This is a genomic window from Pseudomonas fluorescens HK44, assembly GCF_000217955.3.
Lineage (GTDB): Bacteria > Pseudomonadota > Gammaproteobacteria > Pseudomonadales > Pseudomonadaceae > Aquipseudomonas > Aquipseudomonas fluorescens_AQ.
Genome location: NZ_AFOY02000015.1, coordinates 366748 through 389204, shown reverse-complemented (window position 1 = coordinate 389204; position 22457 = coordinate 366748). Strand labels below are relative to the sequence as shown.

Below are 22457 nucleotides of genomic sequence, written 5' to 3'. Positions count from 1 at the left end.
TGCGGAGAACGGCGCCATGAGCCCACCTGACGAACACGACGACTTCAACCGCCGCCGCGTGCTGCAAGGCCTTTCGGAGGGCACCATCGGTGCCTGGACCAGTCCTCTATTTGCGCAGAGCTCCAGCATGACCAACACTCCAGCCGATCTCATCCTGTTCAACGGTCGCGTGCACACGATTGACCGGGAGAAGCCCCAGGCCAGCGCGGTCGCCATCAAGGACGGGCGGTTTATTGCCGTCGGCAATGATGCGCACGTCATGCCCCTGCGCGGCGCCAGCACACAAGTCATCGACCTGCAAAAGCGTACGGTGATCCCCGGTCTCAACGACTCGCACCTGCACCTGATCCGTGGCGGCCTGAACTACAACCTCGAACTGCGCTGGGAAGGCGTGCCGTCATTGATCGACGCCTTGCGCCTGCTCAAGGACCAGGCCGATCGCACGCCCGCACCGCAGTGGGTGCGCGTGGTCGGTGGCTGGACAGAGTTCCAGTTCGCCGAAAAGCGTCTGCCGACAATTGAAGAGCTGAACAAAGCCGCGCCCGACACCCCGGTGTTCGTCCTGCACCTGTATGACCGCGCCCTGCTCAACCGCGCGGCGCTGAAAGTGGTTGGCTACGACCGCAATACCCCGAACCCGCCGGGTGGTGAGATTGTGCGCGATGCCAACGGCGACCCCACAGGCATGCTGATCGCCCGTCCGAACGCGATGATTCTGTATTCGACCCTGGCCAAGGGACCGAAGCTGGCGCTGGAGTATCAGCTCAACTCGACCCGACAGTTCATGCGCGAACTCAATCGCCTCGGCGTCACCAGCGCCATCGATGCCGGTGGCGGCTTTCAGAATTACCCGGACGACTATCAGGTCATCCAGCAGTTGGCGAAGGACCAGCAACTGAGCGTGCGCATCGCCTACAACCTGTTCACCCAAAAACCCAAGGAAGAGCTGACCGACTTCAAGAACTGGACCAGTACCTCACACTATGGCCAGGGTGACGATTTCCTGCGGCACAACGGCGCTGGCGAAATGCTGGTGTTCTCTGCCGCCGACTTTGAAGACTTCCTCGAACCACGCCCCGATCTGCCGCAGACCATGGAGCAGGAACTGGAGCCCGTCGTCCGTCATCTGGTCGAGCAGCGCTGGCCATTTCGCTTGCACGCCACCTACAACGAGTCGATCACGCGGATGCTCGACGTGTTCGAAAAGGTCAACCGCGATATCCCGTTCGACGGGCTGCCGTGGTTCTTCGATCACGCCGAAACCATCACCCCGCAGAACATCGAACGGGTTCGCGCACTGGGCGGCGGCATCGCGATTCAGGACCGCATGGCCTTTCAGGGCGAATACTTTATCGACCGTTACGGCGCCAAAGCCGCCGAACACACCCCACCGATCCAGCGCATGCTCGCCGAAGGCATTCCGGTCGGTGCCGGCACCGATGCCACACGGGTTTCCAGCTACAACCCGTGGACGTCACTCTACTGGCTGGTCAGCGGCCGCACCGTCGGCGGCCTGGAGTTGTACCCGCAAGGTCTGAGCCGCGACACGGCGCTGGAACTCTTCACCCATGGCAGCGCCTGGTTCTCCTCCGAGCAAGGCTCAAAGGGCCAAATCAAGGTCGGGCAACTGGCCGATCTGGTGGCGTTGTCTGCCGACTACTTCAGCGTCGACGACGAAGCGATCAAATGGATTGAATCGGTGTTGACCGTCGTCGGTGGCAAGGTGGTGTACGGCAACCTCGAATTCGAAAAACTTGGCCCGCCGCGTTTACCGGTAATGCCCGACTGGTCGCCGGTGGTGAACGTGCCTGGGCACTGGAAACCCTTGGCACCGCTCACCGCCCAGATGCATCAATGCGCAGGCGCCTGCGCCGTGCATGCCCACAGCCATGAGCGGGCGCGCTCGTCGAACGCCCCCGTCAGTGACTTCCAGGGGTTCTGGGGCGCGTTTGGCTGTTCGTGTTTTGCGTTTTGACCCAAGGCATTTGGCAGAGAGCCCGCCAATGGCGGGCTACTTGTCGGTTGATCAGTGATGCAAATGCTTGAACACGTAACCCACCAGGTCGGTGTTGACGAATGCAGGGACCTGATTATTCAGGCGTAGCGCCTCTAGCAGCGCGAGTTGGCAATCCCACACCATTTCCCTTCGATCACGCCTGAGACTGACCTCGGCGCTCACGATGTTGTTGTAGGCCGCATAGCAGGAGCGCGAGGTTTTGCCGGGTGCTCGCTCGATTGCGACCGGGTTGTCAGTGACAGCCACTGTCGCCCCCTTATGATCGACCACCGATTGCGGGGTTAACTGAGCGACTGTGTCGCACTGGCTGCGACAAACAACTTTTCGGTTTTTCAATTCACCGAACCCGCGCTCGTACAGGGTGATTTCGGAGCCAACTTTTTGCGCACACGCCTCTTCGAAGGCATTCAGCACCGACTGTGCATTGCCCAGACTCGCCTCAAGCTCCGAGAGTTTCAGAAAGCGCTCCAGTTGCTTGTCCTGAAGACTCTTCAGGCCACGGGTGATCGTCGACAAATGGGTGAACTCTTTTTTACAGGCCACCACGTGAACTTCAAACTGATAGCCGGCTGACACGGCCATCGGCGAGAGTGTCGCAAAATCTGCCGAGTCCATCGCCGACTCCATGATGATGTTGTACTTCTCGTCGAAAGCCTTTTTGAAGATCTTCGCGCACACCGCCCGCACAAAGGCTTCGGTGTGCTGGTACACGTGCAATACCCCGTGGGCTTCCATCTGTGAATACTGCGGATGCTTTTTGCGGTACTCAGGCAGATACAACCTGATGTAGTTCGAGTACTTGCCTGTTTTAAGTAATGACTCTTCCAGCAACCAGGTTTTCCCTGAACCCTGGATACCCGCCACGATCAGCATTTTCGGGTGGGTGGGACTGATGACCTTGTCTTTGAACAAACTCGCGCTTATGTCTGAAAACGCCGCGTTCACCTGTTCGTCTGTGTATGTGTATTCATTGCTGTTTGGCACGTTGATTAATTCCCTTAAGTGGATGTCCGATCTTCTTGCCTGAAGATCAGGGGTCACTTTATGCCTTGGCGATCCACGTAAGGCCCTACATAGATAACACCTGCGTGTGTACCGGAACTGCCTTGCTGCCTGCTTCGAAACATAAGCAGCTGCGGGCGTTTACTTTTTGCCGACTGAGCCCCTGTCAGAGGCTACAACGCCTTGCGTCACGGCCTACACCTGCGCCAGAATCCGCCGGCTTGTGCGTATTGGCCCTCGCCCCTATCGTTTCCGTGTCGCTGACCATTCAGCGACACGGGCTTGGCGGCCCCGAATTCAAGGTGTTTGCCGATGACAAAGTGAGGTTCACCATGTTCAAAGCCACCCCCAATCCCTCTGAAACCGATCCCGTTTCACCCTACGCCTCCCTCGATTCAAAAGAACTCCACGCCGCCGCGCACCGTGCACTCGATCATTACCTGGTACTGCCCGAAACCAAGCAATTGTTAGCCGACCGACGCCCCGGCTGCATTTTCGTCATCGCCCCCGACGTCGACTCTGAAACTCTGTTGGCCCACGCCTGCGATACCCTCGCCTCGGCCAATGTCATGGCCAGCGATCTGGCCTTTGAACTCGAAGGCCCCAAGCGCAATACCGCGCTGGCGATTCAGCAGATGATTTCCCTGGCCGAGTTGGCGGTGAATCGCGCACTCGACCACCTCGATCCACCCGACTCACTGGAGTAACCAATCCGGCTCCAATCATTGTGGTGAGGGGGCTTGCCACAGGTTCTCGGCGGTGTCCGCGAACAACGCAAAACCCGCCACCTTTCACAAGGCTGGCGGGTTTGTCGTATGAGGCAAGACGAAATCGAAGCGGCATCGGTCGCCTGTGGCCGAACATAAAACAGGCCGACCGAACCTACAGCTGGCACGATTGCGCTCGGTTCATCAAACGCACCCTCGATGCCGCCGACAGCCAGCCGGGCGTGCTGGCCCAGATACAACTGGACATGGTGCACAATCGCCAGCAGTTCGCTGAAAGGTGCCGCAACTTCGTGTTCAAGCGCAAAACTTGCCAGACCCCGCAGCGCTTGATCGCGCCGTGGGCACTGGAGCGCGAGGCAACACTGATCGCTTGATCGACAGGGCTTTGGTGATCGTTCCCACGCTCTGCGTGGTAATGCCTCTAGGGACGCTCCGCGTCCAGTGACGCGGAGCGTCCCGGGCTGCGTTTCCCACGCGCGAGCGTGGGAACGATCTCGTCAGAGCAGCAAGGCGACCAGCGCGCTCCAGCCGGTTTGATGGCTGGCACCCAAGCCACGGCCGGTTTCGCCGTGGAAATACTCGTGAAACAGCACCAGGTCGCGGCTCAACGGGTCGGCCTGGAGCTGCGCGTAGCCGACCATCGACGGTCGGCTACCGTTTTCGTCCTGCAAAAACAGCCGAGTCAGGCGCTGACTCAAACTGTCGGCCACTTCCGCAAGCGATGCCAGATAACCTGAACCGCTGGGGTATTCGACCGAAAAATTTTCGCCGTAGTAGCGATGAAACTCCCGCAACGACTCGATCAGCATGTAGTTGATCGGCATCCACAACGGCCCGCGCCAGTTGGAATTGCCACCGTACAGCCGCGAACCGGATTCCGCCGGTTCATAGTCGGCACACAGTTTGTTGCCATTGATCTGCATACCAAACGGATGCTCGGCGAAGGCTTTGGACAAGGAGCGGACGCCGAATTCGGAGAGAAACTCGGCCTCATCGAGCATGCGCTTGAGCAGGTTTTTGGTGCGCTCGCCACGCAACAGCGCGAGCAGTATCCGATTGCCTTTTCCAGGCTCGGTCCAGCGTGAAATCAGACTCGCCAGGTCCGGTCGATGATGCAGGAAGCCCAATAAGCGCTCACGCAAACCGGGCAACCCTTCGTGCTCGTGCTGTTCCAGTACCTGCACCGCAAACAGCGGCATCAAGCCGACGATGGAGCGCAGGCGCAGTGGCTCGCTGACCCCGTCGGGACGGTGCAGAACATCGTAGAAAAACTGATCCTGCTCATCCCACAAACCTTCGGCAGTATCGTCCACGCGGTTGATGGCGCCAGCGATATAGAGGAAGTGCTCGAAGAACTTCACCGCGATGTCGACGTACACCGGGTTGCGCTTGGCCAGTTCCAGCGCGATGCGCATCAAGTCCAGCGCATACGCCGCCACCCACGCCGTGCCGTCGGCCTGATCCAGGTGAAAACCGGGGGGTAACACGGCCGAACGGTCGAACAGCGCAATGTTGTCCAGCCCGAGAAAGCCGCCCTGGAACAGGTTGCGACCTTCGGCATCCTTGCGGTTGACCCACCAGGAAAAATTCAGCAGCAGCTTGTGGAAAATCCGCTCGAGAAAATCCATATCGCCGACACCGGTCAAGGCCTTGTCGCGCTGATACACCCGCCAACTGGCCCAGGCATGCACCGGCGGGTTGGCATCGTCGAAACGCCATTCGTAGGCCGGCAGTTGGCCGTTGGGGTGCATGAAGCGGTCTTTGACCAACAGCAGCAGTTGGTGCTTGGCAAACCCCGGATCGATCAGCGCATAAGCAACGGCCTGAAAGCCCAGGTCCCACGACGCGTACCACGGATATTCCCAGGTGTCGGGCATGGCGACGATGTCGGCGTTCGACAAATGTCGCCAGTGAGTGTTGCGGATGTGCAGCCGCCCGGGCGGTGGCGAGGGTTGTCCGGGGTCGCCGTCGAGCCAGCGATTGACGTCGAAGTAATACAACTGCTTGGACCAGAGCAACCCGGCCAGCGCCTGACGCTGAACGTTACGTGCGTCCGGGTCCGTCATCTGTGCTTGCAGCACCGCGTAATAATCATCGGCCTCCAAGCGGCGACGCTCGAACAGCGCCTTGGCGTTGACCTTGGGCGCGACGGTCGGCGCAAAGCGCAGGTAGATGCATTTGTGCGCCAGCCCGTCCACTTCGAGAACGAAATGCGCCGCGACCCGAGTACCGGCGTCACGTCGAATCGCCCCCGCCACACCGTCCACCAGATAATCGTTGATGCCATCCTTGAACGGGCCATTGGCAGGCACGCCGTCGAGTTTCGGATGGTTGGTCTGGTTGTCGCAGAACAGCCACTCACAGCCCTCCTCGCCCCAGGCAGTGAGTTGCCGGTCCGCCAGCGTTGGGTGCTGCGCCAGGACCGAGTCGCCGGCCAGCGTCAGGCTGGGCATGTGCCGGTCACCGCCCCAACTCCAGGTGTTGCGCGCCCACACCTGGGGCAAGACCCGCAGACGCGCCGGCAGATCCGAACGGTTGTGCACGGTGACCCGCATCAACAGGTCGTCCGGGCTGTGCTTGGCGTATTCCACCGTTATGTCGAAATAGCGGTCGTCTTCAAACACCCCGGTATCGAGGATTTCGTACTCGGTATCGGAAAGGCCCCGACGGGCGTTCTCGGCTACCAGGTCGGCATAGGGAAACGCAGCCTGCGGGTATTTATAGAGCATGCGCATGTAGGCATGGCTCGGCACGCCGTCGACATAAAAATACAGCTCTTTGACGTCTTCGCCGTGATTGCCTTCGGCATTGTTCAGGCCAAACAGACGCTCCTTGAGAATCGGATCGCGCTCGTTCCATAGCCCCAACCCGATGCACCAGTGCTGGGCCCGGTCGCAGAACCCGGCCAGCCCGTCCTCGCCCCAACGATAGGCCCGGCTGCGCGCGTGCTCATGCGGGAAATAGGTCCAGGCATCGCCATCGGCGCTGTAGTCCTCGCGCACGGTGCCCCATTGTCGTTCACTCAAGTACGGGCCCCATTCGCGCCAGCACTCCGCCTCATCGCCAGCCAAACGCTGGCCTTCGACGGTGTCGAGAATGTTCGTGACCGACTGCACTGTCATGGGAACGTCCGTTGTTGTCCGGGATGGTTTGCAGTGTAGAGCGAGGATTCGCTCCGGTGCATGCCACTTCCTGTTCATTCAACTCGAGTTCAGGCGCACGCTTGCTCTACACTGCGGGGCTCTTCACCTCAGCGACTGCTTATGGACATCGATCTCGCCCGTACCTTTCTGGAAATCGTTCGCTGCGGCAGTCTTGCGGCCGCCGCCGATAAGCTGCACGTCACCCAGACCGCGATCACCGCTCGGGTACAGAAGCTCGAAAGCCAGCTCGCCAGCACCTTGTTCGTGCGCAACCGCGCCGGCGCTCGCCTGACCGCAGACGGTGAAGCCTTTGTGGTGTACGCCAATCAACTGGTGCAGACATGGGAAGCCGCGCGCCGGGATTTGCCGTTGCCGGAAGGCTACCGCAATGTGTTGCACATCGGCGGCGAGGTCAGTTTGTGCAATCCGTTGATGCTCAGTTGGGCCCGTGAACTGCGCGAGAAAATCCCCAGCCACGCCTTGCGCACGGAAATCCGCGACGGCGAAAACCTGCTGCGCCAGCTGGAATTGGGCGTGCTGGATGCCGCGCTGGTGTTTCAACCCGAGTACTGGCCACAGCTGCAAGTGGAGCAACTGCTGGAGGAGAAACTCATCCTGGTACGCCTGCCATCCAGTCCCGAACCTTACGTCTATATCGACTGGGGCAAGGAGTTCCGGCGCCAGCACGACGCGGCGCTGCCGGACAAGGCAAAAGCCGCGGTGAGCTTCAATCTCGGCCCGCTGGCGCTGCAATACATCCTGCAGAACGGCGGCACCGGTTATTTCCGTACGCGGGTGGTTCAGACCTACCTCGACAGCGGCGTGCTGGAACGGGTGCCCAAAGCCCCGGAATTCAGTTACCCGACCTTTCTGGTGTACTCGCGGGATCGCGACTCGGCGGTGCTGCAACAGGCGTTCGAGTTGTTACGGGAACTGGTCAAGACCGACAGCGACTGGTCGCAGCGCTGGGATCCGCTGATCTGAGCAATATTCACACCCATTCGGCGTGAATACCCACCCATTCCCGACATCCATTGGCTGAATAATTTCTCCGCGACTAGTCTTTTGTTGATAACAACGACAACAGGTGATCGCGGTGAGGCAAACCACGCAGGCGTTTCGTGCCCGTTACCGGGCCGATATTCATCGGCTCTACAACCCGTGGCTGCACGGCGGTTTTGTATTGGCCTTCGGTGTGCTGGGCATCACGCTGTTCTGGAGCACCGTGCATCAGGTGCAACCGCTGGAGTGGCTGGCGGTGCCGCTGACGCTGTTGTTTTTCAATGTCGCGGTCTACGTGGTGCACCGGCACCTGGGCCATCACAAAAAGGCCTTTGCGCGGTTGTTCTATGCCCGACACGCGGGCGATCACCATAGCTTTTTCGCCCCTGGCTACATGACCTACGACACGGCGCGCGACTGGCGGGTGATTCTGTTTCCGGCGTGGCTGATCGTGCTGCACAGCCTGGCGATCACCCTGCCCGCCTGGTGGCTGCTCAAACACCTCAATGGCAACGTCGCCGGACTGTTCGCAGGCTGCATGATCCTCGGCTACCTGGCCTATGAGGTGTTTCACGCCTGCGAGCATCTGCCGCCGAGCAATCCCCTCACCCGCCTGCCATGGATTCGCCAGATGCGCCGCCTGCACGCACTGCATCACCGTCGCGAGTTGATGCAGGAGCGCAATTTCAACATCGTTTTTCCGCTGATGGATTACCTGTTCGGCACGTTGTATTGGGAAGCCGAACCCGATCATTCGCACCTTCAAACAAAGCGTGCACCCATGACCCGCCTGCAACACCGGATCGACATCGCGCACGAGCCGATCGCCGTGCTCGCCTACGCCAGCGCCGCGACGCGTTGGCCTGAGTGGCACCCTTCATCGCTGAAAGTCGACGGCCAGCCAGGACCGCTGCACGCCGGGTCACGTTTTGAAGAGGACATTCAAGCGGGTGGGCGGGCCGGGCATTTGAGCTGGGAGGTCGACGAGTATTTGCCGGGGCGCCGCTGGAGCGCTCGCGCTCAGGGTGATAGTGGTCTGGAACTGCTGCTGACTTATGAATGCGCCAGCGAGGGTGGCGGTACGCGCTTCGTTCGCACCCTGGAATACCGCTTCAGCGGACGGTTGATGCGCCTGGCCAATCGACTGCTGCTGAAGCGGCGTATCGAGCGCGAATCGGCAGCCTCGATGCTGGCCCTTCGCGACATGGCACAACGGACGATCCCGGCCCAGACAGGGGCAATCGCCTGATGCGCAATACACCACGTCGAATCAACGCTTGCAAGCAGGCTGCCGAACAGGGGGCGACACAGCGCCCCCCACGTTTGTCACGTTGTGGCAGAACCGTTCAAACTCCGGGATATTTCGTCTTTGATCGAAAGGCGCTTTGCCTTGAGCTTCGTCACTTCGTCATCTGCCAGAGCCTGGGCTTCTGCCTTCAGGACCCGCTTGTCGATTTCCGAATACTTATCCAGCAGCGCGTTCAGGTGAGGATCATTGGCACGCTTTTGCTGAATGACTTCCTTTGAGCAGCTCAGGTCCTGATACAGGTCATGATTAACCGGCATGGAACACCTCCGTTTGTTGATCGGTGGCGAACGCCTTTGCGTGCGCTCGCCAGTTATCAGAATGGCCTCGCTCGGCGGTTGCTGTCGACTATCAATCAGACCAGCGGTGCCCATTGGTCGGACGTGTCGTTATCGTCGCCGCATTGCGTCGTCCCTACCCACCAGAATAGTCTCGTGCCCGCCACTGTGTTGAGCACCGTGTGTCGACAACTGACGGGAAATCATCTTTGGCGGGCTGTAAGCCTCAATGATCTCAATGAAAATCCCGGCTGTGCACGCTGATGCCGTTGAGTAACGGGCTCAGGTCGCTCAAGCGTCCGGCGATCAGGTGCCGGACTTCACCGACCTTCTCCCAGCGGCCGTCGATCTTGAGCAATTGCGAGCCGATCAGGGCTTTGCGTTGACGCTCGGCGAGGTCGCGCCAGACCACGACGTTAATGTTGCCAAACTCGTCTTCGAGGGTCACGAAGGTCACGCCACTGGCCGTGCCCGGGCGTTGACGGCCGGTGACCAGACCGGCGACGCTGACGTTGCGCCCATGCTCGACCTCCAGTAATTCCCGTGAACTGCGGCAACGTCGGGCACGCAACTCATTACGCAACAACGCCAGCGGATGCGGGCCGAGGGTCGTGCCGACGCTGCTGTAGTCAGCTTGCAGGTCTTCGCTCACGGTCGGTTTGGGCAACACCACGCAAGGCTCTTCCTGGCTCGGCAACCCGGCGAACAACCCAAGTTGTTTCTGCACCCCCGCCACTTCCCAGCGGGCCCGATGGCGATCACCGGCCAACCTGCGCAACGCTCCGGCGTCGGCCAGTTGCTCTTGCGCACGAGCATCGAGTCGGGCACGTTCGCCCAGGTCGGCAATGTCAATGAATTCACCCTGCAAACGCGCTGCTTCGATACGACGCGCGTCGTCCTCGCGAAAGCCCTTGATCATCCGCATCCCCAGGCGAATCGCCGGTTGTTCGCCGTCAATCGGCTCCAGGCTGCAATCCCAATCGCTGGCGGCCACGTCCACCGGACGGATCTGCAACTGATGCCGGCGCGCATCCTGGAGAATCTGGTCCGGGCTGTAGAAGCCCATCGGCCAACTGTTGATCAGCGCACAGGCAAACGCCGCCGGCTCATGGCATTTCAACCAGCAACTGGCGTAGGTCAGCAAGGCGAAACTGGCGGCATGGGACTCGGGAAAACCGTAGCTGCCAAAGCCCTTGATCTGCTCGAAGATCTGCGCGGCGAATTCCTCCGTGTAACCGTTTTTCAGCATGCCTTCGCGAAGGCGCTTCTGGTGCGGTTCAAGACCGCCATGACGCTTCCAGGCCGCCATGGAACGGCGCAATTGATCGGCCTCGCCGGGACTGTAGTCAGCGGCCACAATCGCGATCTGCATGACCTGTTCCTGAAACAACGGCACGCCGAGGGTGCGCTTGAGCACGGCCTCCAGCGGTGCCGAGGGATAGGTTTCAGGCTCTTCCTTGTTACGTCGCCGCAGGTACGGGTGCACCATTCCGCCCTGGATCGGGCCGGGACGGACGATGGCCACTTCAATCACCAAGTCATAGAAATTTTGGGGTTTGAGCCGGGGCAACATCGACATCTGCGCCCGGGACTCGATCTGGAACACCCCGATAGTGTCGGCGCGGCTGATCATCTCGTAGGTTTGCCGATCCTCTGACGGTATCGTTGCCAGGCTCAGGTCCCGCCCACGGTGGTAGCGCAGCAAGTCGAAACAGCGGCGAATGGCGCTGAGCATGCCGAGGGCAAGAATGTCGACCTTGAGCAGGCCGACCATGTCCAGGTCGTCCTTGTCCCACTGGATAATCGTGCGCTCGGCCATGGCCGCGTTTTCCACCGGCACCAGGCTGTCCAGCGGCTGCTCGGAAATCACGAAACCGCCCGGATGCTGGGACAGGTGCCGGGGGAAGCCGATCAACTGCCGGGTCAGGCTCAGCACCTGGCGCAGTACCGGGCTGTCCGGGTCGAAGCCACCTTCGCGCAGACGCTCCAGCGGTGGGACATCATCACTCCAATGGCCGCAGCAATCGGCCAGCGCGTTGACCTGATCCGGCGGTAAACCAAGGACCTTGGCCACGTCACGGATCGCACCGGCACCGTGATAAGTGCTGACCACCGCCGTCAGCGCGGCCCGGGTTCGGCCATAACGCTGGAACACGTACTGCAAGACTTCTTCACGACGCTCATGCTCGAAATCGACGTCGATATCCGGCGGCTCGTTGCGCTCTTTGGAGAGGAACCTCTCGAACAGCATGCTCGTCCGGCTCGGGTCGATTTCGGTGATGCCCAAGGCGTAACACACCGCCGAGTTGGCGGCCGAACCGCGCCCCTGACACAGAATGCGCTGGCTGCGGGCGAAGCTGACGATGTCTTCGACGGTGAGAAAATAGCTCTCGTAACCGAGCTCGGCGATCAGCGTCAGTTCCTTTTCGATCAGCGCCATGACCGTGCTGTCCGGCCCGTCAGGCCAACGCCGGCACAGGCCTTGTTCGGTCAGCCGACGCAGCCAGGAGGTCGGCGTCTGCCCTTGCGGCACCAACTCACGCGGGTATTGGTAGCGCAACTGACCGAGATCGAAGGTGCAACGTTGGGCGATGACCAGCGTTTCTTCCAGCAGCGATGCCGGATACAGCTCGCGCAACGCCTCAAGGCTGCGCAAGTGCCGTTCGCCATTGGGGTGCAAGCGCTGCCCGGCGTCGGTGACCCGCACATGCAGGCGAATCGCCGTCATGGTGTCCTGCAATGCACGCCGTCCACGGGCATGCATGTGTACGTCACCGCTGGCCACGGCAGGAATCTGCAAGCGGGCAGCCAAGGCCTGCCAATCAGCCAGACGGCGGACATCGTTCTGCCCGCAGTGCAGCTCGACCGCCAGCCACAGCCGCTCGCCGAAAATATTTTTTAGCCAGGTGCCGTGTTCCAGAGCGTCGATCACATCCGGCACCCACAACGCCAACAGTCCGGGCAATGGTTCGCTGAAGTCTTCGCGCAGCACCCGGTACTGGCCCTTTTCCGTGCGCCGTCGGGCGTGGGTGATCAGCCGGCACAGGGCCTGATAACCCTCAAGGCTTTCCACCAGCAGCACCAGTTTCGGACCGTTTTCGATGCGCATTTCACTGCCGATGATCAACGGCAATTCCAGCGCCTTGGCCGCTTGCCAGGCGCGGACGATACCGGCCAGGGTGCACTCGTCGGTGATCGCCAGGGCCTGGTAGCCCTGGCGCTTGGCCCGTTCGAACAGCTCGTGGGCACTCGATGCCCCGCGCTGGAAACTGAAGTTCGACAGGCAGTGCAGTTCGGCGTAGTCGGCGCTCATGCGAACCAGCCTTGCAACCACATCGGCCCGGCCTCGCCCACCGTCCGATAGGCCCAGGCCTTCGAGCCTGCGCGGGTTTCGATCAGGTAGTAATCGCGGCGCACGTCGGCGCCATCCCACCAGCCGGACTCGATGCGCTCCGGCCCCATGAGGATGCGCGCCGAGCCTTCGTGCACGGGCAATGGCTCAGTCAGCAACCAGCCGGGGCGCTGTACATCAGGCAGCGCCGGACAGGCCTGAGGCTGTGCATTTGGCAGCCAGGCACACTCCGGTCGATGATCGGACTGAAAACCCAGGCCCTGCACCGCCTCATCCCCGAGCCGCGCACGCAAGCGTTCGCGCAGTTGCTCCCAGGGCAAGGACTGTTGCGGGCGTTCGTCAAACAGCTCCCGGCGCTGCGGGACGAAGCTTGGCAAGTCCTGCGCCGACAACCGAAAACCGCGCACCGGCGCCTCGACCTGCACCTGCTCCAGCCTTCCGCGGGCCAGTTCGAAGAGCATCGCCGGGTCGCGCTCGGCGCTCAGCAGGCCGACCTTGATCAGCGTGTCCGGCAACCCGACATGTTCCAGGTGCAGGTCAAAGCGCTGTACGCCGCTGTCCCGGCCACAGAGGAACGCCGAAAGATCGCCGGTCAGCCGGCGTAAGGGGAAGAGCAATGCCTGATGGGATTGCACATCGAAATTCAGCTCGATCCGCACATCGAAACGGTCCGGCGGCAGATAAAATCCCAGGGCCAGCGGTCGCTCACCCAGCACGGTATCAAGGTGCTTGAGCACTTGCGCTTCAAAGCGTCGGGCCAGGGTTTGACGCGGCAGCGCCTGAACCTGGCTCAAGGTGCGCAAGCCCATGCGCGACAGTGCGGTGGCGACCGTTTGCTCAAGCCCGATCCGGTCGACTGGCATCTGCCCGAGCAATTGCCGTAGCGCGTCGTTGTCCGGCACCGCCAGACCGTCGTAGGCATTGGCCAGGACCCGTGCGGCCAGCGGGTTGGGCGCCGCGACCAGTCGATGGCGAAACCCCAGCGCCGTGAGTTCTGCGCGCAACTGCGCCTCGAACTGCGGCCAGGGTCCGAACAGCCCCAGGCTCGACTCGATTTCAAACAGCACCGCTCGCGGATAATGCACGCTGACCTGAGAGCTGAAGCGGTAGGCCCAAGCGGCGAGAAACTGCTGCCAATGCTCGATTTCAGCCACGTCATAGTCGGCGCTGACAAAGGCCTTGCTCAAGGCCTGGGCGGCGGTCATCGACTGGCCCGGACGCAGCCCCAATGCTCGCGCCGGCGCATTGACCGCTTGCAACACCCGACGCTGCGCCGGGCCGCTCAGCAGCACCAGCGGTTCGTCAGGATCGCTGCGCTGACGCAACACTGCGTCCAGCGCCAGTTGCGGGAAAAGAATACAGACCCAGCGCATGCCAACCTCACTGCCCGGTGGCGAAGGCAATCGGTGCCGAACGGGCCAGCCCGCCACGGCACTTGAGCACCCTTAACTGCGCAGGCCTTGAATCGATGGCGATGCGCAGGGCTGCCGGCGAAGGGTTGATGGCATCCTTGATCGAGCGATAGGCAAACGCCAGGGCCTGCCCGGTTTCCGCCGCCACCTGCAAACGGCGCAAGGCGCGGTCATCCGCCTGTTGCGGCCAGCACAACACCGCACCGCAACTGCCTGAACGCAGGCATTGTTCCGCCGCCCACAGGGCCTCGCGGTCACTGGCCTGGATAATCGACAACTGCCGCAGATCCACCCCGGCGTTCTGCCAGGCCTGGGGATACGGCACATACGGTGGCGCTACCAGCACCACTCGCTCACCGGCGGTCGTCAGCCGGGCCAAGGTTGGCCATACCAGTTGCAACTCACCCACGCCCTGCCCGGCAATAAGGATTTCCGTCAGCGCAGCTTCCGGCCAGCCGCCGCTGGGCAAGGCCGCGTCCAGTGCTGCATGCCCGGTCGGCTGTGGGCTGACGCTGGGTGGCGCAGGCCGACCTTTCCAGACCTGGCCGCCATTGAACAGCGTATCCAGCGCAACGACGGCGCCCATCACCCTTGCCTCACCAAGCCACAGAACACCCCTTCGATCGCCAGGTCCTGATCGGCGGTGACCACAATGGGACTGTAAGCCGGGTTGCGCGGCAGCAACCGCACGCTGTCCCCTGCCCGCTCAAAGCGCTTGATGGTGACTTCACCCTCAAGCCGCGCGACGACGATCTGGCCGTTCTGCACCTCGGCGCTGCGACGCACACCCACCAGATCACCATCAAGGATGCCGTCGCCGATCATCGAGTCGCCCTGAACCCGCAGCAGGTAGTCCGGCGTGCGCGAGAACATCGACGGATCCAGCCACAAGCGGCTGTGCACCTCGGCATCGACGCCCATCGGGGCACCGGCGGCCACCCGCCCGAGTACCGGGATGTCCAGCAACTCGGGGCGACACGGCTGATTGAGCAAGCGAATACCGCGGGCCTGATGCGGATTGACCTCGATAAAACCGGCCTCGGTCAACGCCACCACATGCTTGCGCGCCACACTGCGTGAGGCAAAACCGAACGCCTCGCTGATTTCAGCGAGGCTCGGTGGCTGACCTTGTTGCGCGATACGCTCGCGGATGAAGGTCAGGATGGCGGTACGGCGGGGAGTTAAAGTCGTCATGGAGTACATTTGTACTCCTCTCGGGTTTTCCTGACAATAACCGCCAGTCGTGACGCTTAGCCCAGGCCGTGCAGTAAAAAGAGTGCGTGCGTAGTGGCTGTCTTCAGCCGATGTTCAGCGCACGCAGATCCAGCTGACCGTCCTTGAGCGGCGGACACCAGTAGTAGCCGCCGGTGATCGGCCGGCTCATGCGGTACAGACCGTCAACGACACCGTCTTCCAGGCCACTCATGCGGCGCAGTTGGGCTTCGAAGGCGTTGAAGGAATGGCCGAAGGCCAGGAACATCAGGCCGGCACGATCGCCTTCGATCCATGGCATCGAACGACGCACGATGAAGGCTTCAGGGGTGAAGCTTTCCTGGGCCGTGCGTTTGACATGGGCGGAGATCGGCGCGTCGTCGAGTTCTTCGTTGTCGCTCTTGCGGCGGCCAATGATGTTGTCCTGCTCATGGGACGGCATCGCATTAAAACCGTTCAGGTCATGCTGCCACTGCTGGATCGCGGCGAAGCTGCCACCCACCAGGCCATCCTCACCCTCAGCCACCAGCGCTGCGGCAACCGCGGCTTGGTCGTGGGGGTTTTCGGTGCCGTCTTCATAGCCCGTCAGGTCGTGGCCACTCATGTGACGGAAAGCTTCGTTCATCTGCACCAGGCGCAGCGCTGGAGCCAGCGCGACTTCAAGGGCACGGCTGCGGTTAAGCAACTCGCCGCGATCCTCACCGTGCAGCCAGCACCACAGCGCGTGCTGGGTCGAAGGGTTATCGACGCCAACGCCGATCATCGCCGGGAACGGTCGCAGCCCCGCTACTTTCGCGCCCAGTGCATTGACCAGCGACTTGCCAAAACCGACCACCGCCGACTTGCCGTCCACCAGTCTCATCAAGTTGTCGAGCGCAGCCGGCAAAGCTTCGGCGGATTCGAGAGCGAAAAACAAATGACGTGCCTGAGGCGGAACGGGGGTGGCAAGGATGCCCGGCTGGTAGTAACTCATGAGAACTCCTCTGGAAAGGCATGAAGTTTACCCGGCACTCGGCGATGTGTGTGTGTTGAAAGGTGCAAGAGCGGTGCAGACACGAAACTGTACTGATATCGCTCAAATCCCCCGTAGCCGCTGCCGAAACAATCTGATAAAACGATTCAGCAATGCTGATCATGGTGCGCATCCCATGTCGGGCCAAAAGCGGCACGAGAATGATTTGTAGCCATAGCCGTCATTCCTGAAAAAGGCACTGTTGACAGGTCTTGACCTCGCGGCAGTGTCTGGCGATAAAAACCTTTTCCGCATCACCCAATCCAGACGGGGTAGCGACATGAGCACAGAAAACATCCTTGGCAACCTGTTCCCGACCGCTCGCGACATCCCGGAGCAATACCGCCTCGACGGGCAGACCGAGCAACGCGAATACCTTGTCGATGGCGTCCTGAAAATCTGGAACGGCCCTCTGGCAATCGTCCGCAGCCCGGTCTACCTGACCGGCGAAAATGGCGATGAGCAAGTCATTCTCGGCAGCACGCCACTGCTCGACGCTGACACCGCACTAACTGCCCTTGACGCCGCCGTCCGCGCCTATGACCGTGGTCAGGGCAACTGGCCAACGATGCGGGTGGCCGAGCGGATTCAGCATGTCGAAGCGTTCCTCGCCCGCATGCGCGAACAGCGTGAGGCAGTGGTCAAGCTGCTGATGTGGGAGATCGGCAAAAACCTCAAGGACTCGGAAAAAGAGTTCGACCGCACCTGCGATTACATCGTCGACACCATCAACGCCCTCAAGGAACTCGACCGTCGCTCCAGCCGATTTGAACTGGAACAGGACACGCTCGGCCAGATCCGCCGCGTACCGCTCGGCGTCGCCTTGTGCATGGGGCCTTACAACTACCCGCTGAACGAGACCTTCACCACGCTGATTCCGGCGCTGATCATGGGCAACACCGTGGTGTTCAAACCGGCCAAGCTCGGCGTCCTGCTGATTCGTCCATTGCTGGAAGCGTTCCGCGACAGCTTCCCGGCCGGGGTGATCAACGTGATCTACGGCAGCGGCCGCGAGACCGTCAGCGCGCTGATGGCCAGCGGCAAGATCGACATCTTTGCCTTCATCGGCACCAACAAGGCCGCCAGCGACCTGAAGAAACTTCACCCAAAACCGCACCGCTTGCGCGCAGCGTTAGGGCTGGACGCGAAGAACCCCGGCATCGTGCTGCCCGAAGTGGATCTGGACAACGCGGTCAACGAAGCCGTCACCGGTTCGCTGTCGTTCAATGGCCAGCGCTGCACTGCGCTGAAAATCCTCTTCGTTCACGAGCAAGTGGTCGACCGTTTCATCGAGAAATTCAACCACAAGCTGGCCTCCCTCAAACCCGGCATGCCATGGGAAAGCGGTGTATCTCTGACGCCGTTGCCGGAGTCGGGCAAGGTCGATTACCTGCACGGGCTGATGGACGATGCCGTGAGAAAAGGCGCCAAGGTGGTGAACGAGAATGGCGGCCAGGCACGCGGTTCGTTCTTCTATCCGGCGGTGCTGTACCCGGTGACCACCGACATGCGCGTCTATCATGAAGAGCAGTTCGGCCCAGTGGTGCCGATCGTCCCTTATCGTGACCTGGACACGGTGATCGACTACGTCCTCGAATCAGACTTCGGACAGCAACTGAGCCTGTTCGGCACCAATCCCGCCGAGGTTGGGCGGCTGGTGGATATCTTTGCCAATCAGGTCGGGCGGATCAACATCAACGCCCAGTGCCAGCGCGGCCCGGACACCTTCCCGTTCAACGGGCGCAAGAACTCGGCCGAAGGCACACTGTCGGTGCACGACGCGTTGCGGACTTTCTCGATCCGCACGCTGGTGGCGACCAAGTTCCAGGAGAGCAACAAGGAACTGATCAGCGACATCATCCGCGGACGGGAGTCGAGTTTCCTGACTACCGATTACATTTTCTAGGAACACGAATTTAAACATCCTCAGAGGAGTTTTCGTCGAATCCAGCATTCAGCCGACCTTGACAGCATCATTAATATCCATCAAGGCTGAATGCGGGATCACGAAGCGTTTATCGCAACTGGCAACAATGAGCCCTTTTTTATAGACAGAACGACGCGCCTTATTAAAATGACGCGCTCAATCGACATATAACTCTAAAAAAGGATTTTATAATGCCAAACACCAGCATCATTCGGCACTCCCCACTGCAACTTATATACACAGAGTACTTTTCGACAGTGCCCCGATCAAGCAACTGCAAGAATACAACAAGGACATATACTTAACGGAGTCCAGCTTACGCACAGACGGCAAAATGCTAAACAAAGCAGAATACTTCATCGAAATGGTGGAATATTTAGCCACAAGAGGGCAACCCAACGACTTCATAGTGCAAAACTCATTAGAGAGTAGCACCGATAAAAACACTCCCCATTTCCAATATATTCCAAACAACGTCCCCCTCCCCGTTTTCTCCCATACGCCTGAGCGTAGCGACAATCTAAATGTGCAAATACTTGACTGGCACCTGCCGACCGTATGGAAGACCCTTGATCTACAACAAGCTGATTGGCAGGAAAGTACTAAGAAACTACAGGATCAATGCCAGGAACTTCTGGATCGCGATCACATCAGCACTACACCAGCTTTTAGACGACTGGAGGATGGCAAAATCGACATCTATCTGGTTCTCAAAAAAAATGGCTCGGACATATGGAATATGACACAAGAAGATATTCAGCATGCTCCTGGGTGGCTGGAGGCCTGCGGCATATTTATTGCTAATAGCCCCAAGGCCGAATCATTCACCAATAAAGGAGCGCAGGTCTATTACGCGACTTACGGCGTTACTACTGAAAACATGGATATCATTAAACGTTTTTTTGAGACCTGACTTTTCATTACCACCTATTGCGCAATCGTCCGACGAAACTTCAGACTCCAGCTCTGTTGCATACCGGCAGCGGCCAGCAGAATCGCGACCACACCGATCCACTGCAACAGTTCGAGGCGATGGCCGAAGGCGAACCAGTCAACGAAAATCGCCGCAATCGGGTAGATAAACGACAATGCGCCGGTCAGTGCCGTCGGCAGTTTCTGTATCGCGCCGTACAGCAACACATACATCACGCCGGTGTGCACGATGCCCAGCGTGAGCAAACTGGCCCAGGCACCGGGTTGTTGCGGCAATGCGGAAAAATTCGCCCAAGGCGCAAGCAACAGCACGCCGGTGCAGACCTGAATCAACGCGATCAAATGCGGCGGAGTGCCGGTCAGGCGTTTGATGATCAGCGCGGCAAAGGCATACAGCAGTGCGGCGCCCAAGGCCAAAGCAATCCCCATCAGGTATTCACCGCCCCCCGCGCCCTGCTCGCCATGCGCACTGACGATTGCCAGCATTCCGAGAAACGAAACCCCGAGCCAGAACAGCTTTTGCGCGGTGATCTTTTCGCCTAGAAACAGCGCTGCCAGACCGACCAGCATGAACGGTTGCACGTTATAGACCGCAGTGCCAATGGCAATCGACGCTCGTGAGTAGGAGGCAAACAACAGCACCCAGTTACCGACAATCGCGACCCCGCTGAGCACCGCCAGCAAAAATGTGGTGCGGCTCAGAATGCCCGGGCGCAGAAAACCGAACACTGCGCAAATCAGCAGCAAGGTCGCAGCGCCGAACACGCAGCGCCAGAACACCACGTCCAGCACAGGCTGGCCGGAAATCAGCACGAACCATCCGATGGTCCCGGAAATAAGCATGGCGGCGGTCATTTCCAACGAACCACGGCGCAGTGTTGTATCCATGATCAGGCTCCTCGATATGAGCCCAAAGTATGTCAATCCAGCGCCACGCCACTCCAGCGTCAAATGCAGGCTAAACTGCCAGTTCACCTTTTTTATCAAGGCAGATTCCCGTATTTGCCTAATCGGGGGGTTGCATGACTGACGACATTGACCAACTGCTGATCGCAGCCCTCATGGAGGACTCCCGACGCTCGCTCAAGGCCCTGGCACAGATCAGCGGCCTGTCATCGCCCAGTGTCGCCGAGCGCCTGCGTCGACTCGAAGAGCGTGGCGTGCTCAAGGGTTATACCGTCGACATCGATCCCAAATGCTTCGGTTATCAACTGCAGGCCATCGTGCGTATTCGCCCGTTGCCTGGCCAGTTGCAGAACGTCGAACGGCAGATCCAGGCCATTCCCGAGTTCACCGAATGCGACAAGGTCACCGGCGATGACTGCTTCATCGCACGCCTGCACGTGCGTTCGATGGAACAGCTGGACACCCTGCTCGACCGCCTCAATAGCTATGCCGAAACCAATACTGCAATCGTCAAGAAGACCCCGGTGAAGCGGCGGCTGCCGCCGATGGCGTGAGTGCTGTTTTGTTCCGAACAGTGTAGTTTTAGGGTTTTCCGGCGAAGGATTGGCGGTATGAAAACTCAGGCAATGTTATTGGCGGCACTGATGCTCGCGGGGTGCGGCACCATCCAGACAGTGGTGCGCCACGACGATGCGGCCATAAAGAGCCTCAAGGAACAGAAAAGCTACTGCGGCGCCGTCCCTCGAATCTACAGCGGCGTGACCTACGATTTCTGCACACTGAATGCTCCCCTGCGCTCAGGCGTCGACGCGCAAAAATACGACAACGCCACGATTATCGTCTTGATAGACGCCGTTATTTCCGGTGCTCTCGACACTGTGTTGCTGCCCTACACCATTTACCGACAACAGGCCGACGGCAGCATCATCGTCACCGAGTGAGCCCGGCCCGAATGCCAGACAACAAAAAACCCGCCGTAGCGGGTTTTTTGCTCAAGGCTGGCGATCAGTCATCGCGGCCCATGATGCCGAACAGCTGCAACAAGCTGATGAACAGGTTGTAAATCGATACATACAGGCTGATGGTCGCCATGATGTAGTTACGCTCGCCGCCATGAATGATGGCGCTGGTCTGGAACAGGATGCAAACCGAAGAAAACAGCACGAAGCCCGCGCTGATCGCCAGTTGCAGACCGCTGATCTTGAAGAACATGCCCGCCAGCGTCGCGCCCAGCAGGACGAAGAAACCAGCGGTGATGAAACCACCGAGGAAGCTCATGTCCTTGCGGGTGATCAGCACGTAGGCCGACAGGCCACCGAATACCAGGGCGGTCATCGCGAAAGCCGAGCTGACTACTTCAGCGCCGCCTTGCATGCCCAGATAACGGTTCAGGATCGGGCCCAGCAGGAACCCCATGAAACCGGTCAGGGCAAACGCTGACACCAGGCCCCAGGCCGAATCACGGAGCTTGTTGGTCAGGAAGAAAAGCCCATAGAAGCCGATCAGCACCACAAACACGTTCGGGTAGCCGACACGCATCTGCTGAGCGACGAACGCCATCACACCGCTGAATGCGAGCGTAAGGGCGAGTAAGCCGTAAGTGTTGCGCAGGACGCGGCTAACCTCTAGCTGCTCAGCCTGCACGCTGTTATTAACTGCGTAATCCTGTTCGCGCATGGCGACACTCCTGTTGGTTTGAAACGTTCAGTCGCAAAGATCATAACAGACGCCCTGTAACAAGCTATGCAGAGAGTTTGACAGTGTGTTTCATTCAGGTATTATGGCGCCCGCAACGCAATACGGAGGTGTGGCCGAGTGGTTTAAGGCAACGGTCTTGAAAACCGTCGACTGTAACAGGTCCATGAGTTCGAATCCCATCGCCTCCGCCATATTTGTACGACAAAGCCCTGATTATTCAGGGCTTTGTCGTTTCTGGCTTTCGGCAAAACCTCACAGCCCACACCCCAGCCCATACCGCTGGTGAAGTCTTGCTTTTCGACAGGCGGATAGTTTTTTGAACGGCCTGTTACCTGCACCTACATTCCTGAGAAACGGGCTCAGGGATAGTTTTCGCAGAAAGCGGCGGAACGGATGTAGGGATCGCATCTTTTCCTCGGCACAGCCAAACAAATCACACACAAACAAAAATGCCGCTCAGTACGGGGGCCGTTTTTTTGCCTGGTGTTTATGCAAAGTCGAAGCCTTGTAATACCACTCTACGTAGTCA

General features: G+C 59.8%; 18 protein-coding genes, 1 tRNA gene and 1 pseudogene. 10 read left to right on the top strand and 10 right to left on the bottom strand.

The annotated features are described in order from the left end of the window. Positions 1 to 127: 127 nt before the first annotated feature. Positions 128 to 1975 carry an amidohydrolase gene (locus tag HK44_RS14545; RefSeq protein WP_031319478.1) on the top strand — a complete coding sequence of 616 codons (1848 nt, stop codon included), beginning with the start codon at positions 128 to 130 and terminating at the stop codon, positions 1973 to 1975. A gap of 51 nt (positions 1976 to 2026) precedes the next feature. Here HK44_RS14545 and HK44_RS14540 read toward each other — a convergent pair whose 3' ends face one another. Continuing rightward, complete coding sequence (locus HK44_RS14540) at positions 2027 to 3001, bottom strand: zeta toxin family protein (protein ID WP_019690781.1); 975 nt, start codon at positions 2999 to 3001, stop codon at positions 2027 to 2029. A gap of 350 nt (positions 3002 to 3351) precedes the next feature. Between HK44_RS14540 and HK44_RS14535 the strand changes: the two genes are divergently transcribed. Both HK44_RS14535 and HK44_RS14530 read left to right on the top strand, forming a co-directional pair. After that, positions 3352 to 3726 (top strand): DUF6124 family protein, encoded by a 375-nt coding sequence (locus tag HK44_RS14535; RefSeq protein ID WP_024264949.1) that lies wholly within the window; start codon positions 3352 to 3354, stop codon positions 3724 to 3726. Positions 3727 to 3863: 137 nt separating this feature from the next. Continuing rightward, positions 3864 to 4121 (top strand): annotated as a pseudogene (locus HK44_RS14530) (hypothetical protein); the annotation flags it as partial. A gap of 123 nt (positions 4122 to 4244) precedes the next feature. On the opposite strand, the gene HK44_RS14525 reads toward HK44_RS14530, so the two are convergent. Next, positions 4245 to 6869 (bottom strand): MGH1-like glycoside hydrolase domain-containing protein, encoded by a 2625-nt coding sequence (locus HK44_RS14525; RefSeq protein WP_019690784.1) that lies wholly within the window; start codon positions 6867 to 6869, stop codon positions 4245 to 4247. A 141-nt stretch (positions 6870 to 7010) separates the two neighbouring features. On the opposite strand from HK44_RS14525, the gene HK44_RS14520 reads away from it, so the two are divergent. Next, a complete protein-coding gene (locus HK44_RS14520) occupies positions 7011 to 7874 on the top strand; it encodes a LysR family transcriptional regulator (protein ID WP_019690785.1) in 864 nt (287 codons plus the stop codon). 112 nt (positions 7875 to 7986) lie between these two features. Continuing rightward, entirely contained in the window at positions 7987 to 9141 is a 1155-nt protein-coding gene (locus tag HK44_RS14515) for a sterol desaturase/SRPBCC family protein (protein WP_024264948.1), read from the top strand. A 77-nt stretch (positions 9142 to 9218) separates the two neighbouring features. Here the strand turns inward: HK44_RS14515 and HK44_RS14510 are convergent, their stop codons facing one another. The 6 genes from HK44_RS14510 to HK44_RS14485 all read right to left on the bottom strand — a co-directional run bounded on the left by HK44_RS14510 (position 9219) and on the right by HK44_RS14485 (position 16425). Next, complete coding sequence (locus tag HK44_RS14510; protein ID WP_019690787.1) at positions 9219 to 9458, bottom strand: YdcH family protein; 240 nt, start codon at positions 9456 to 9458, stop codon at positions 9219 to 9221. Between the two features lie 253 nt (positions 9459 to 9711). Then, the gene (locus HK44_RS14505) at positions 9712 to 12810 is read right to left on the bottom strand and encodes an error-prone DNA polymerase (RefSeq protein ID WP_198424419.1); all 3099 of its coding nucleotides are present in this window, start codon (positions 12808 to 12810) and stop codon (positions 9712 to 9714) included. Next, a complete protein-coding gene (locus HK44_RS14500) occupies positions 12786 to 14201 on the bottom strand; it encodes a Y-family DNA polymerase (RefSeq protein ID WP_019690789.1) in 1416 nt (471 codons plus the stop codon). Before HK44_RS14500 ends, HK44_RS14505 begins: the two co-directional genes overlap by 25 nt. A 7-nt stretch (positions 14202 to 14208) precedes the next feature. Then, positions 14209 to 14826, bottom strand: coding sequence for a translesion DNA synthesis-associated protein ImuA (gene imuA / locus HK44_RS14495; RefSeq protein ID WP_019690790.1), 618 nt, complete (start codon positions 14824 to 14826; stop codon positions 14209 to 14211). Next, entirely contained in the window at positions 14826 to 15443 is a 618-nt protein-coding gene (lexA, locus tag HK44_RS14490) for a transcriptional repressor LexA (RefSeq protein ID WP_019690791.1), read from the bottom strand. Before lexA ends, imuA begins: the two co-directional genes overlap by 1 nt. A 94-nt stretch (positions 15444 to 15537) precedes the next feature. Next, complete coding sequence (locus HK44_RS14485; protein ID WP_019690792.1) at positions 15538 to 16425, bottom strand: Dyp-type peroxidase; 888 nt, start codon at positions 16423 to 16425, stop codon at positions 15538 to 15540. Between the two features lie 319 nt (positions 16426 to 16744). On the opposite strand from HK44_RS14485, the gene HK44_RS14480 reads away from it, so the two are divergent. Together HK44_RS14480 and HK44_RS14475 are read left to right on the top strand one after the other, a co-directional pair. Then, positions 16745 to 18370 (top strand): NADP-dependent glyceraldehyde-3-phosphate dehydrogenase, encoded by a 1626-nt coding sequence (locus HK44_RS14480; RefSeq protein ID WP_019690793.1) that lies wholly within the window; start codon positions 16745 to 16747, stop codon positions 18368 to 18370. Between the two features lie 355 nt (positions 18371 to 18725). After that, the gene (locus HK44_RS14475; RefSeq protein ID WP_019690794.1) at positions 18726 to 19304 is read left to right on the top strand and encodes a hypothetical protein; all 579 of its coding nucleotides are present in this window, start codon (positions 18726 to 18728) and stop codon (positions 19302 to 19304) included. Positions 19305 to 19318: 14 nt separating this feature from the next. Here HK44_RS14475 and HK44_RS14470 read toward each other — a convergent pair whose 3' ends face one another. Further along, complete coding sequence (locus HK44_RS14470; protein ID WP_019690795.1) at positions 19319 to 20212, bottom strand: DMT family transporter; 894 nt, start codon at positions 20210 to 20212, stop codon at positions 19319 to 19321. A gap of 134 nt (positions 20213 to 20346) precedes the next feature. Here HK44_RS14470 and HK44_RS14465 point away from each other — a divergent pair, with 134 nt between their 5' ends. Continuing rightward, on the top strand, positions 20347 to 20784 hold the full coding sequence (locus HK44_RS14465) for an Lrp/AsnC family transcriptional regulator (RefSeq protein WP_019690796.1): 438 nt from the start codon (positions 20347 to 20349) through the stop codon (positions 20782 to 20784). A gap of 57 nt (positions 20785 to 20841) precedes the next feature. Beyond that, complete coding sequence (locus tag HK44_RS14460; RefSeq protein WP_019690797.1) at positions 20842 to 21171, top strand: YceK/YidQ family lipoprotein; 330 nt, start codon at positions 20842 to 20844, stop codon at positions 21169 to 21171. A gap of 64 nt (positions 21172 to 21235) precedes the next feature. Here HK44_RS14460 and HK44_RS14455 read toward each other — a convergent pair whose 3' ends face one another. Continuing rightward, a complete protein-coding gene (locus tag HK44_RS14455) occupies positions 21236 to 21907 on the bottom strand; it encodes a Bax inhibitor-1/YccA family protein (RefSeq protein ID WP_019690798.1) in 672 nt (223 codons plus the stop codon). A 124-nt stretch (positions 21908 to 22031) separates the two neighbouring features. Between HK44_RS14455 and HK44_RS14450 the strand changes: the two genes are divergently transcribed. After that, positions 22032 to 22119, top strand: a tRNA-Ser gene (locus tag HK44_RS14450). Positions 22120 to 22457: the final 338 nt, after the last annotated feature.

What these genes read in the sequence shown, in the direction of transcription:
- HK44_RS14545 (WP_031319478.1), top strand. Translation starts at nt 128, where the DNA reads ATGACCAACACTCCAGCCGATCTCATCCTGTTCAACGGTCGCGTGCAC.
- HK44_RS14535 (WP_024264949.1), top strand. Translation starts at nt 3,352, where the DNA reads ATGTTCAAAGCCACCCCCAATCCCTCTGAAACCGATCCCGTTTCACCC.
- HK44_RS14525 (WP_019690784.1), bottom strand. Translation starts at nt 6,869, where the DNA reads ATGACAGTGCAGTCGGTCACGAACATTCTCGACACCGTCGAAGGCCAG.
- HK44_RS14520 (WP_019690785.1), top strand. Translation starts at nt 7,011, where the DNA reads ATGGACATCGATCTCGCCCGTACCTTTCTGGAAATCGTTCGCTGCGGC.
- HK44_RS14510 (WP_019690787.1), bottom strand. Translation starts at nt 9,458, where the DNA reads ATGCCGGTTAATCATGACCTGTATCAGGACCTGAGCTGCTCAAAGGAA.
- HK44_RS14500 (WP_019690789.1), bottom strand. Translation starts at nt 14,201, where the DNA reads ATGCGCTGGGTCTGTATTCTTTTCCCGCAACTGGCGCTGGACGCAGTG.
- imuA (WP_019690790.1), bottom strand. Translation starts at nt 14,826, where the DNA reads ATGGGCGCCGTCGTTGCGCTGGATACGCTGTTCAATGGCGGCCAGGTC.
- lexA (WP_019690791.1), bottom strand. Translation starts at nt 15,443, where the DNA reads ATGTACTCCATGACGACTTTAACTCCCCGCCGTACCGCCATCCTGACC.
- HK44_RS14485 (WP_019690792.1), bottom strand. Translation starts at nt 16,425, where the DNA reads ATGAGTTACTACCAGCCGGGCATCCTTGCCACCCCCGTTCCGCCTCAG.
- HK44_RS14480 (WP_019690793.1), top strand. Translation starts at nt 16,745, where the DNA reads ATGAGCACAGAAAACATCCTTGGCAACCTGTTCCCGACCGCTCGCGAC.
- HK44_RS14475 (WP_019690794.1), top strand. Translation starts at nt 18,726, where the DNA reads ATGCTAAACAAAGCAGAATACTTCATCGAAATGGTGGAATATTTAGCC.
- HK44_RS14470 (WP_019690795.1), bottom strand. Translation starts at nt 20,212, where the DNA reads ATGGATACAACACTGCGCCGTGGTTCGTTGGAAATGACCGCCGCCATG.
- HK44_RS14465 (WP_019690796.1), top strand. Translation starts at nt 20,347, where the DNA reads ATGACTGACGACATTGACCAACTGCTGATCGCAGCCCTCATGGAGGAC.
- HK44_RS14460 (WP_019690797.1), top strand. Translation starts at nt 20,842, where the DNA reads ATGAAAACTCAGGCAATGTTATTGGCGGCACTGATGCTCGCGGGGTGC.
- HK44_RS14455 (WP_019690798.1), bottom strand. Translation starts at nt 21,907, where the DNA reads ATGCGCGAACAGGATTACGCAGTTAATAACAGCGTGCAGGCTGAGCAG.